We start from the raw sequence: 11,152 nt of genomic DNA on the forward strand, positions 1-11,152 counted from the left end.
CCGCTACGAGAAACTCGCCGTCCGCTACGAAGCGACCGTCCTCGTCGCGGCCATCAACGAGTGGCTGTGACCAGCACATTCGATACACGCCCTAGTTCGAGAGGCCGTTCGAGGCCGGATACCGGCGCGCACGGGCACTGCCGCCGATCTTGTGACCCGTACCGGGGTGATCACAAGCGTCGGCGGGAGTCGGGATGCGTCATGTCGATGGCGGCCTGAGAACCACCCGGGTAAGTTAGCAATCTTCGGAAGTCAGAAGCTCCCGGAGTCCCTGAATGCGAACGCCATGATGAACCCCGACCAGCCCCCCGCACGACTTCGCCTCGCTACCGCGCTTGACGGCCTGGCCGCCGCCTTCGGCGGGATGACGGCCCACCCCGACGAGCACAACTGCGAGTGCCACTGGGGCAGCGCCGAAGAACTCGCGCAGCTCAAGGTGCCGGATACGGAGCTGGACCTTGACCTCCTACACCGCACCTGGCAGGCCCCGACTGGAGCGACCACGCATCCGTACTGCGCCGGATCCTGCCTCAGTTCGCCACGGCCCTCGTCAGAGGCTCCGTCAAGCCTCTCTTCGGCATGGAGGAAGCCGGCCGCTCGTTTGCTCGCGGCCATTGGCAGCAGTGGCCCGCCGTGCAAGCCGAAGCAGTCAGGGACTTCCTGCACGCCTGGTGGGCCCACACGCTCACCGATCCCGATCCCGCCGTACCCGCGTACGAGGTCCTGGCATTGATCACCGAGGCATCTGCCACGCTCACCCCGTGGCTCAACACATGGGAAACGCTGACTGACCACGCTGCCGACGACCACCTGGCCGAAGCGACAGCAAAGTGGGAGTGCGACCTGCTCGGAGACCAACTCCCGTGGGACGCTTGGGAGAACGAGGAAGAGACACGCACCGAGCTGACCGCCTGGCTGGTCCGCAATGCCCCTGCCCGGCTCCGGGCCCACGGCGTATCAGGGGAGCTGCTCGAACGAATACGGTTGCTCGGCCTCACCGGCCGCGATCGTTGGGAGGACCCTCACTGGCCCGGCCACCGCTACTGATCCACCGAACTGTGCGGTACTCCCTGCCCCGTATTGATTTTTTCATGAGTGCGTCGACACCAGAAGATGAAGAACAAGCTAAGGGTGGCGACGATCCCTATGGCAGAGCTCCGAAGACGGCTTGACCGCCTTCGGAGCTCTGCCATAGGGACGGACCCGATACCGATGCCGGCAGGGGGTCCGTCACCGAGCGGGAGTCATGACCGACTGGTTCTCCATTCCAGCAGTTCCACGGAGGAGGCGACGTCGTTGAAGGTGCCGTTGACGCCGTCGAAGCTCATGTGCTCGCCGGGCATGAGCGTCACAGGGACACCCTGGTAGTCGAAGTGCGGGTAGATGCGCACCACGCGATCTGTGTTGTTGTACACCGCGCTGGTGACGTCGTTGAAGTTCAGGTCGTCCAGGTGGCTGTTGTCCTCGTTGGTCCGCAGAATCCTGGCCGCGGCGCCCTGGTTGTACTGCCAGTTCTCGTACAGGCACACGTAGCCCGAGCGACATGCCTCCAGCCCGGAGCCCCTCTGAATACCGACGTCTGTCGGCTGAGCCGCCGCCGCCGCTGCTGGCACTGAGGCCAGCAGCGCGACTGCCGCGACAGCCATCGAGCGAATCTTCAATGTGAATGTCTCCCTTGCAGCGGTACGTGTACAGCTCGGCGCCGGTGATCTACCCAGACGGCATCGCCGCCCAGCCCGCTGCGGTCTCATCCCACTCAAAAGAAGAAGCGCACAACAGCGCCTCCACCACGGGCAGATAGCGCCGCCCGGGCGCCGCGCACCCCGGCGGTGGCCGCAGCAGCTCACTTGCCAATCCTGCGGCCCTGAGCCGGCTCGGCTCCGCCGGGCCGGCCGCCCCGCCCGAACTGGCCGGCTGTGGCGCGGTCGGCAGCGGGGCATGGACGACAGCGCCTTGGTTGGCGTCCGGGATGAGGCGTAGACGCGGATGCACGAGGCGTCGATGCGGCCGGGGCTTTCCGGGTCGGTGGGCAACCAGTGCGACCAACTCGTGCTCGGGGTCGGTACACACGCCGCGCAGCCGGACCTTGTCCTGCACCATCCGCTGTGCGACCAGCTCGGCGCGCAGCAGCCTGCCCCGATGACGCGCTGCCGCCATGAACAGCGCAGGGTGTCCCCTTTTCCTCTCCCTCGCCAAGGGCCTCATGCCATAGCCGCCCAAGGTCCACGCGCGGCCGTCGAAGAGCCCATACCGTAGGGAGATGATCACGACCTCATGCGTGATCATTCCCGCCAGGAATTCCTGGGTGGCCCTCTGAATGAGGCCGAAGGTGACCACGTCCCAGGGGGGTGGGCGAGTCGGTCCACGATGAGATCGGTGAAGTCTGTGTCGCCACCGGCGCAGTCATCAGCGTGGACCATCGTCGCGGAGGAGGAGCGGTCAGCCTGCCTGTCGCCGGTCGGTCGTGGAGCGGTGGGTGAGGGGTTCCCGCAGGCCCAGGTGCTCGCGCAGCGTCGTACCCGTGTACTCGGCGCGGTAGACGCCGCGTTCCTGCAGGGCGGGGACGAGCAGGTCGACGATGTCGTCGAGGCCGTCGAGGATCAGGTACGGCGTGACGTTGAAGCCGTCGACGGCGCCGTGGCGGACGAAGTGGGCGAACTTGTCTGCCAGTCCCGCCGGAGTGCCGACGTGGCCGCGCTGCGGACCGAGCGCGATGACGGTCTCGCGCAGCGACCACCGGTGCGCCTCGGCCTTCTCCCGCCACTCGGCGACCACCTTGCGCGGATCCGCGATACGCCGGGCCCCGAACGAACCGTCGTTCTCGGCGACGACCGGGTCCTCCTTGGGCAGCGGCCCGTCGGCGTCGTGACCGGAGAGGTCCAGGCCCCACACGAGTCCTGCGATGCCCAACGCGGTTGCTGGAGTGACCTGTTGGAGGCGGATCCAGCGCTTCTTCTCCAGGGCCTCCTCCTCCGTGGCTCCGATGATGATCTCCGTACCCGGGAGGATACGCAGGTCGTCGTCGGGCCGGCCGACGGCCCGCAGGCGGCGCCGGAGGTCATCGGCGAAGGTGAGTGCGTCGTCGAAGTCGCTGCCGTGCGCGGAGAAGATGACGTCGGCATTGCGGGCGGCGAAGTCCCGGCCCTCACCGGAGTCCCCGGCCTGGAAGATCACCGGGTGACCCTGGGCGCTACGCGGCAGCGTGGGCGCGAGGTCGACGTCGAACTGCGGCCCCTTGTGGCGGACTTGGCGTACGGCGCCGGGTGCCGCCCAGGCGGGGGTGCTCGGGGAGCCAGAGACGGCCCCGTTCTCCCAGCCGTCCCAGAGCGCGCGGGCGACGGTGAGGAACTCCTCGGCGCGCCGATAGCGGTCAGCGTGGTCGAGGTAGCCGCCGCGGCGGAAGTTGGCGCCGGTCCAGGCGTTGTCGGTCGTCACCACGTTCCAGCAGGGCGCGGCCCTCGGAGAGCAGGTCGAGACCGGACAGGCGGCGGGCGAGGTCGGCAGGCTCGTTGAAGGTGGTGTTGGAGGTACTGACCAGGCCGATCCGGCCGGTACGGCGGCCAGTGCGGCAAGTTGGGTGATGGCGTCCGGGCGCCCGGTGATGTCGAGGTCGTGGATCTGTCCGTCGACCTCGCGCAACCGCAGCCCCTCCCCCAGGAAGAACACGTCGAACAGGCCCCGTTCGGCGGTCTGGGCGACGCGCCGGAAGCTGGCGGGGTCGATCTGGGAGCCGCTGGCCGGGTCGGACCAGATGGTCCAGTGGTTGACGCCCTGGAAGAAGACGCCGAAGTGGAGCTGAGCGTGTTGGCGGGGGACGTCGAGAGGGTCGGTGCGGGTCATCGGGTCTCCTCCCCGGCCGTGCGGGCAGCGGCGTAGCGGTTGGCGGGCCGCTCGAGGCCCAGGTGGGCGCGCAGGGACGCGCCGGGCAGCGGGCGGACTGCCTGCCGCCGCTCGAAGAGGCGGGGCAGCACGAGCCGGGACACCTCCGCCAGGTCCTCGTCCAGCACCAGCGGATGCAGCCGTACGCCGTCCACGATGCCCCTCAACTGCTTCAACAGGACCGCGAGTCCGGCGGCGGAGCCGATGTGGCGCAGCCGTCCGCGGTCGGTCCAGGGCGCATACCGCTCGAGGTCGGCGACACGCTCCTCGGCCGTGGCGTCCACGGTGTCGAGGGCGACCTCGACCTCGGCGAAGGTACGCGGCGTTCCGGCGGCGGCCGCGGCCGCGGTGACCACGGCTACGTCGCGGCCCTCGACGAGCGCGACGTCGAGTTGCCCGGCGGGCACGAGACCGGGCCGGCCGAGCACGACGAGTTGGCCCTGGGGCGGACGGGGCACGATCGCCGGGCCCTTCACGGCGTAGGTGTCGCCGGTGAAGTCGACGTAGTGGAGCCGGTCGCGGTCGAGGTAGCGGCTGGTGGCCACGGAGCGGATGACCGCGTCGTCCTCCCAGGAGTCCCACAGGGCGCGGACGACCTCGACGCCGTCGCGGGACTCGCGGGCGCGGGCGGCGGCGCCGTCGACCAGCGTGCGGCCCCAGATGCGGGCCGCCTCAGGACGTGCCTCCTCACTCACCACCCACCCGGCACGGCCGCTCGAGATGTGATCCAGGGACGCCAACTGGCTGGAGACGTGGAAGGGTTCGGCATACGTGACCGGGACGACCGGCGCGATGCCGATGACGCTCGTCGACGCGGCGAGGAACGCGGCCCGCTCCACCGCGCCGATGCGGCCGACCACGTCGGGCGTGGCGCCGGGCGGGAGTGCGCCGTCGTCCAGGGTGAGCAGGGTGAACCCGGCATTCTCCGCGGCGGCGGCGATGCGGGCCACCCGGCGCGGGCTCAGCAGGTGGTCGGGTGAGTGGGCGGCGCGGCGCCAGGCCGCGGAGTGGGCGCCGTCGCCGTCGAGTTCGACGGCGAGCCGCAGGGCGGGGCCGGACATGGGGTTCCTTCCGAGGGCACGACGAGACGGCCGGCCGACGGGCCGACGGGAGTCAGGGGCGTGCGGAAGGACAGACGGCGGAGGCGGTGCGGCAGTAGTCGACGTGCCGGCGGATGATCAGCCGCGTTCCCGTGCCGGCACCGTGCGGTGCGGCGCCACGTACGCGCATCGGGGCCTCCACCCGTCCGGGACTGATCGCTTCAACCTACGTCGTCGGCCCCGGAAGGTGTCAAGGACATTAGATGTACGCGCATGCGACACCGGCCGACTCGACGCCTGCGGCGGCGCCCGCCGTGGACAGCAAGGCAGAGACCTCAACCTGCCCCGGTCCGGGGTGCCTCAGCCGTTCGCCAGCTCCCCGAGCAGCTTCCAGGTACGGCGGCGGTCCGCCTCACCACCCAGGTCCGTCGCGGTGAACACCACCTCTGTCGCCCCGGCTTCGCGGTACCTGCGCACCTCGGCGGCGACAGTCTCCTCGTCACCGATGACGGCCAGGTCGGCGGCCCGCGTGCCGCGGAGAGGCCGATGACACGTTGGTAGGAAGGGAACTGCTCATAGAACGCGAGTGTCTCGGTCGCGGTCTCCCTTACCGCCTCGGCGCTCGGTGGGCGAACCGCCGTGGTAGGTGAACTGGGGCAGGATGCTGAGGAAGAACAGCGCTGCCTTGGGGTTGAGGACTTTGGTCAGGGAGCCCTGGACGAAACTGTCACGGCGGCTGATTCCCGCGGCTGCCGGGAATTCGTGGCCCGCGTCGTGCTCTGCTGAGCACGGGCCGGGTTCAGTGGCTCGCGTATGCCGTCGCCGGTGCCGCGCCGGGCGTCCAGCAGGGCTCGTACACCCAGGTACGTCAGGTAGTCGGCGCCCGGCGGTGAAGGCGAGGGGTGCCTCGGCGGCGATCACCGACAGGCCGAGGGGCGCGACACTCATGTGCACGCACAGCCCTGTCTGGGCTCCCAGGGCGGCTGCCCTGCCCAGTGGGGGCCGTCGTGCGGCCGCCCTGACAATCGCCAGGAAGTCCGGCCCGGGGACGACATAGGCCAGCAGCACCACACCGAGGAACCCCGCGAGATCGACCGACATCGGCCCACCCCGTTCTGCGCGCCCGGCTGTCGGGCCCGCGTCCGGCCTACCGTGTTGCACCACGGCGGCGCGTCATGCGCCACACCCCCGGCAGAGTCAGGGGCCAGGTCCGAGCTGCGGTCCGCGGACGCTTACCTCCCAGGTCATCGACCCCGTCGCGTCCGCATGCCACGATCGTCGGCGTACGGAGCCCGACCGACCGGAAGGACGCCATGCCCGCCTACGCCATAGCTCACCTGCAGGAGTCTTCCCCGCACCCGGAGATCGCTGAGTACATGGAGGGCATCACCGCCACCTTCGAGCCCTACGGCGGCCGTTTCCTCGTGCACGCAACGCAGCACGAGGTGAAGGAGGGCAGCTGGCCTGGGCATGTCGTGGTCATCAGCTTCCCCGGGATCGCCGAGGCGCGGGCCTGGTGGGACTCGCCCGCATACCAGGCGATCGCACCGCTGCGCTCGCGGCACGTCAAGGGAGACATCATTCTGATCGAGGGGGTCTCCGAGGGCTACGACCCGACTGCCACCGCAAAGTCGATACGGGAGGCCCTGCCTGCCGAGTAGCCCTCCGTTCGGGCCTGATTCAGTAGCGCCGGGCCCTCCGCCGGCTCACGAAGACGTTCGCAGCCGATGCCCTCGCACCACGAGTACGCAACGCGGACCACAGCTCGCTCAGTGTCATTGACGACGGACCACATCCGGAAGCACCCCTCGATGGCACAGCGAGACCGCGCCTCGCGGCACGCTGGTCAGCGACTGTAGGTTCGCTCCGTAGTTACCGCGGCGCTCGGGCGCGAGAGCGTCCGACTGGCTTCGGGGCGGTGGCAATTGCCCAGAATCTCCTGACCCTCGGCCGGGCGGAAAGAGCAGTTCGGTCTCTCCACCGTCGTGCCACCCCTGCGTATGCGCTCCTCGCAGATGGCGGAGGCTTCCGCCGCCACCTATGGCCCTCTCACGGCCTGGTAACTTCCGCATTAGCCCACACGCATGATGCACCGGCGCCGCAGGGTGAACGATGAGACTGTGTGCCCCGCGCCGACGGGAGCCAGCCGCTCGCGGCCATTAGCGTTGGCTCTTGTGTCGATGAGCCATGCCTTTGTGAATCTGAAACCCGGAGTGGGGAAGACGACCAGCGCAGTCTGGTTGGCTCACGCACTTCACGAGTCGGGCATCCAACCGCTGCTGGTGGACAGTGACCCGGCCTCCTCCGCGCTGCGGTGGAGCGAATTGGCAGGTGGCTTCCCGTTTCCTGTGATCGCCCTTCCGGTGGGCGACGTGCACCGGCGCGTGAACGACTTCCTCGGCAACCGACAGGCAGTCGTGTTCGACGCCCCGCAGATGGAGGACCACGCCCACATCACCCGGAGCATCATGAGATACGCGAGCGAGTGGATCGTGCCGGTGACCCCAGCCCCCATCGAGCTGGATCGCATGGCACCCATCGGCGGCGAGATGGGCGACGTACAGTCCTTGCGCCCCCAGCCGGCCCGCGCAGCTGTCCTGCTGAACCGCACAAATCGCCCCGACGCCACGCGCACCGGTCCCGATGCCGACGCCCGCGAAGCTCTCACCGAGCGGGGCTTCGACGTGCTGTCCACCCATATTCCACGGCTCGACTTGTACGCCCAGTCATTCGGCAGCCCCGTCGAGGTCAAGGGCTCGGCGTACATGGACCTCGCAGACGAGCTCATCAAACGTCAGGACAAGATGTGAATCAGCGCAGGGACACCTACCGAGCCGCATTGCAGCGGGAACCGGACGTCGTCGCATCCCGCCACACCAAGGTCACCCAGCTGCACACCCGATATATCCGAGTGACCATCGAACTCGACCCTGCCTTGCCGCGCGACCTCACCCGATGGGCGGGACCACCTCTATCAGCGCTCCTGCGCGCCGGCGCCGCTGTACTGCGACCCCTGAGAAGCACTCCGTAAGCCAGGTGCCGCATGCCCAGGGCGCGGTACGTGGGGCGGCTTCAAGGCGACCAGTCCGAGAGCGTCCAGCGCCGCGACCGCCCGTGCCCGCCGCTTGATCCGCATCAGATGGTCCGGTCCCGTCCCGCCTCCGCGTACAGACCTTCGGTGATCGTCCGCCGCGAGCGGCAGGATGAACGGCGCGGAGGAGAGACCGATCAGCAGCCTCACATCCCTGTGATGCCGCAGCACAACGGCGATCCGCTCAAGAGCGGTGCTGACTGCCGGCTTGTACCTGCCCCCCGGGAGCGAGCGCCTGCCGGGAGTTGCCGAGCGATCTCGCTGTCTGCCTTGTTGACTTCGTGATTCTCGACATGGCAGCCAGCAGCGTCTGGGATGGCGACCCGGATCCTCACGTCCGCCCAGTCCGAGCCGAGGTCGAACCAGACGTCACCCCATTCGGCGGCTTGGCCGACGGGCAGTGGAAGGCACACGACGACGGTGGTGTTGGGTTCCAGTTCCTGAGAGGCGCGGGCTGGGCTGCTGCCGCCTCTACAGCCGTCCGGCCTGGGCGAGGGCAAGGAGGTCGTTCGTGGCTTCCTGGGAGCGGATGCGGATGGCGGCCGGGCTGGGGACCGGTCCTCCGAGCAGGGCGGTGTCCACGATCTCCGCCTGGAGCAGGGCGGAGAAGACGTGCGCGGCCCGTGTGGGGTCGCTGACCTTGGAGCGCAGTTCCTCCGGCCAGTGCGACAGGTGTCGCGTGAACAGGGCTATGCGGTCGCCGAGGATCTCCTGTTGGTAGCGGCGGCCGAGCTCGGGGAAGCGCTGCGCGTCCCGGGTCACCACCCGGAACAGCGCCAACTGCTGCTCGGACAGGATGTGTTGGAGGAGCTCGCAGCCCGCTTCCGTCAGGCCTTCCAGGGGCGGCAGGTTCAGCCATTGAGGGTCTGCGGTCTGTGCGGAGGTGTCGCAGGCCTCCTGGATGACGGCGACGAAGAGATCGTCCTTGCTGTCGAAGTGCCGGTACAGGGTGGTGATGGACACGCCTGCGCTCGCGGCGATGCGGTTGACCGAGCTTCCGCCGTACCCCTCCTCGAGGAAGGCCGCGAGGGCGGCGTTGATGATCGCCTCGCGCTTGCGCGTCATCAGACGCGCTTTGGGGTCGTTCTCGGCCCAGGTGCGCACGGGTGTCCCTCCGGTCTGGCGTCGGCTTGACAGAGCATACGACAGCGACCACTATCGGTCATACGAAAGTGATTACTTTCGTATGAGGTGAGGAGAGACAGATGCCGGACACACACACGCCTCGGGTGCTGGTCCTTGGTGCCACTGGCCGGACCGGAGCGGCGGTCGTGAAGGCGCTGGAGGCGACACCCGGCCAAGCGGTCCCGGTGCGCGCTTCACGCAGCAAGACCACCGTCGAGCAGTGGATCAAGGAGGGGAAGGAAGCGGTCCGCATCGATCTCGATGACCCCGATACCTTCCCCGGCGCACTGGAGGGCATCGACCGGGTGTTCCTGATGACGGGCTATACATCGGCGATGACCCACCAGACCAAGACCTTGGTGGACGCCGCCGAGGACGCCGGCGTCAGCTTCCTGGTGCACCTGGGCGTGTTCAGCGACGGGCGCTCCAGCGACCCGCACTTCGCGTGGCACGAACTGGTGGAGCGCTACATCGCAGGCTCCAAGGTGGCCTGGGCGAATGTGCATCCGCATGTGTTCATGGAGAATCTGCTGGGCATCAACCGGCTGCGTGACGGCCGGATGGTGTGGCCGATGGGCGACAAGCAGGTCGGCTGGATCGCCGGCGACGACATCGCAGCGATCGTGGCCAAGGTCTTGGCCGAAGGACCCGAGACGCACGCGAGCAAGGACTACTACCTGTCAGCTGATCTCTTCAACGGTGCCGAGGTGGCCGAGGTCCTCTCCGCCGCCCTCGGACAGGAGATCCCCGCGGTGGTCCTGACCCCGGACGATCTGCAGCGCATGATCGACGCGGGACTGGACACCGCGCCCCCCAACATGGACGCCGGGTACGCGGCCAGCACGCTGATCTGGGCGCGGCAGACCTACGAGGGCCGCTTCGACTACTCCGCGGTCACCACCAGCACGGTCCAGGACCTGCTCGGCCGAGAGCCGATCCATCTAGAGTCCTGGGCCACCGCACACCGTCAGGAACTGCTCGACCAGATCTCCTGATCTCTACTGACGGCTTCGGACACCCACATCTCCGCGACGGTCTTTGGCGTCAGGCTGCCTATGCAAAAAGGGAGGGGAACGCGACTTGTACGTCGAACAGTTCCCCTCGTTGGGGCAGCGGAACAGCCGGCCGATCATGCGGTTGGACGGGTGCCACTGAGGCTGCGCGTGCCAGTCGCCATGCTCGCGTCGGCGCTGGCGGTGGGCGTTCGCGCCGAGCGAGGCCTTCGACGCGGCGAAGGCGGTCGTTCTTCACTCTGTGCCGAGCGACGTGGTGCTTCTTGCCGGACGCTCGGGTGATCGGGGCCGAGCCCGCGTAGGCCTTCGGACCGCGGGCGTCGGCGAACCGAGTCCAGTCGTCTCCGACCTCGATGCTCGACCCGGACGAGTTCCAGACGGGCTACGTCCGCCATGCCCTGGTCCTGTTCGGTCCGGACGCCGTTCTGAAGGGGCCTGGACGCCTACCGGCCTCTGCCCACCAAACTGCTGCACACCGCGGGCCAGAAGCTGGAGCCTGTCGAGGCAGTCACCCGGCTCATCCTGCGCGGCGCGGACTCCGAGATGCGGATCAGGGGCCTGGTCGCCGACGCCGTCAGCCCGTAGTGGACGAACGCTGTGCGATCAGCCCGCGCGCTTTCGCCACTCGCGGGCGCCTGCCTGGCGCATCCGGCTCTCTGCTGCGCCTCCAAGGAGCGAGTGCACGAGGCGGACGTATCCGGCTCAGAGCGGCGCGCCGTAGTCGCTTCCGTGGATTCGCTGTTGGTGCAGGCGACCGCACTCAGCATCAACGGCGCCGCGCCGAGGCCAAGGGGGGAGGCATCGGCCCGCGTCTCTCCCCTGCCCATCGAATTGCTACGACGGCCCCGCCGCGCCGAAGGCTGCGTCGGGACCGTCGCGACCGGGTCAGTAGTTGACGTTGGTGAGGTTCTAGGGCGTGTATCGAATGTGCTGGTCACAGCCACTCGTTGATGGCCGCGACGAGGACGGTCGCTTCGTAGCGGACGGCGAGTTTCTCGTAGCGG

Annotated in this window: 9 protein-coding genes and 3 pseudogenes; 4 read left to right on the forward strand and 8 right to left on the reverse strand. The window is 68.6% G+C overall.

Annotated elements, in window-relative coordinates:
• The first annotated feature begins 633 nt into the window (after nt 1–633).
• Nucleotides 634–1,047 carry a hypothetical protein gene (locus AB0D27_RS43520; RefSeq protein ID WP_362520698.1) on the forward strand — a complete coding sequence of 138 codons (414 nt, stop codon included), beginning with the start codon at nt 634–636 and terminating at the stop codon, nt 1,045–1,047.
• A 197-nt stretch (nt 1,048–1,244) separates the two neighbouring features.
• Here the strand turns inward: AB0D27_RS43520 and AB0D27_RS43525 are convergent, their stop codons facing one another.
• The 6 genes and pseudogenes from AB0D27_RS43525 to AB0D27_RS43550 all read right to left on the reverse strand — a co-directional run bounded on the left by AB0D27_RS43525 (nt 1,245) and on the right by AB0D27_RS43550 (nt 6,020).
• A complete protein-coding gene (locus AB0D27_RS43525) occupies nt 1,245–1,646 on the reverse strand; it encodes a peptidase inhibitor family I36 protein (RefSeq protein WP_362520701.1) in 402 nt (133 codons plus the stop codon).
• Nucleotides 1,647–1,710: 64 nt separating this feature from the next.
• Nucleotides 1,711–2,337 (reverse strand): hypothetical protein, encoded by a 627-nt coding sequence (locus AB0D27_RS43530; RefSeq protein ID WP_362520704.1) that lies wholly within the window; start codon nt 2,335–2,337, stop codon nt 1,711–1,713.
• Nucleotides 2,338–2,439: 102 nt separating this feature from the next.
• Nucleotides 2,440–3,840, reverse strand: a pseudogene (locus tag AB0D27_RS43535) (NtaA/DmoA family FMN-dependent monooxygenase).
• On the reverse strand, nt 3,837–4,940 hold the full coding sequence (locus tag AB0D27_RS43540; RefSeq protein ID WP_362520707.1) for an LLM class flavin-dependent oxidoreductase: 1,104 nt from the start codon (nt 4,938–4,940) through the stop codon (nt 3,837–3,839). Before AB0D27_RS43540 ends, AB0D27_RS43535 begins: the two are co-directional and overlap by 4 nt.
• A gap of 339 nt (nt 4,941–5,279) precedes the next feature.
• Nucleotides 5,280–5,536, reverse strand: a pseudogene (locus AB0D27_RS43545) (LLM class F420-dependent oxidoreductase); the annotation flags it as partial.
• Nucleotides 5,493–6,020 (reverse strand): LysE family translocator, encoded by a 528-nt coding sequence (locus AB0D27_RS43550; protein ID WP_362520710.1) that lies wholly within the window; start codon nt 6,018–6,020, stop codon nt 5,493–5,495. The gene AB0D27_RS43550 and the pseudogene AB0D27_RS43545, both read right to left, overlap by 44 nt.
• A gap of 212 nt (nt 6,021–6,232) precedes the next feature.
• On the opposite strand from AB0D27_RS43550, the gene AB0D27_RS43555 reads away from it, so the two are divergent.
• Entirely contained in the window at nt 6,233–6,580 is a 348-nt protein-coding gene (locus AB0D27_RS43555; RefSeq protein WP_362520713.1) for a DUF1330 domain-containing protein, read from the forward strand.
• Nucleotides 6,581–7,099: 519 nt separating this feature from the next.
• Nucleotides 7,100–7,729 (forward strand): ParA family protein, encoded by a 630-nt coding sequence (locus AB0D27_RS43560; protein WP_362520721.1) that lies wholly within the window; start codon nt 7,100–7,102, stop codon nt 7,727–7,729.
• A gap of 752 nt (nt 7,730–8,481) precedes the next feature.
• Here AB0D27_RS43560 and AB0D27_RS43565 read toward each other — a convergent pair.
• Nucleotides 8,482–9,114 (reverse strand): TetR/AcrR family transcriptional regulator, encoded by a 633-nt coding sequence (locus AB0D27_RS43565; RefSeq protein WP_362520715.1) that lies wholly within the window; start codon nt 9,112–9,114, stop codon nt 8,482–8,484.
• Nucleotides 9,115–9,215: 101 nt separating this feature from the next.
• Between AB0D27_RS43565 and AB0D27_RS43570 the strand changes: the two genes are divergently transcribed.
• A complete protein-coding gene (locus AB0D27_RS43570) occupies nt 9,216–10,130 on the forward strand; it encodes an NmrA family NAD(P)-binding protein (protein WP_362520718.1) in 915 nt (304 codons plus the stop codon).
• Between the two features lie 58 nt (nt 10,131–10,188).
• Here the strand turns inward: AB0D27_RS43570 and AB0D27_RS43575 are convergent.
• Nucleotides 10,189–10,500, reverse strand: a pseudogene (locus AB0D27_RS43575) (IS110 family transposase); the annotation flags it as partial.
• Nucleotides 10,501–11,152: the final 652 nt, after the last annotated feature.

Source organism: Streptomyces sp. NPDC048415 (genome assembly GCF_040651675.1).
In the GTDB taxonomy this organism is placed as follows: domain Bacteria; phylum Actinomycetota; class Actinomycetes; order Streptomycetales; family Streptomycetaceae; genus Streptomyces.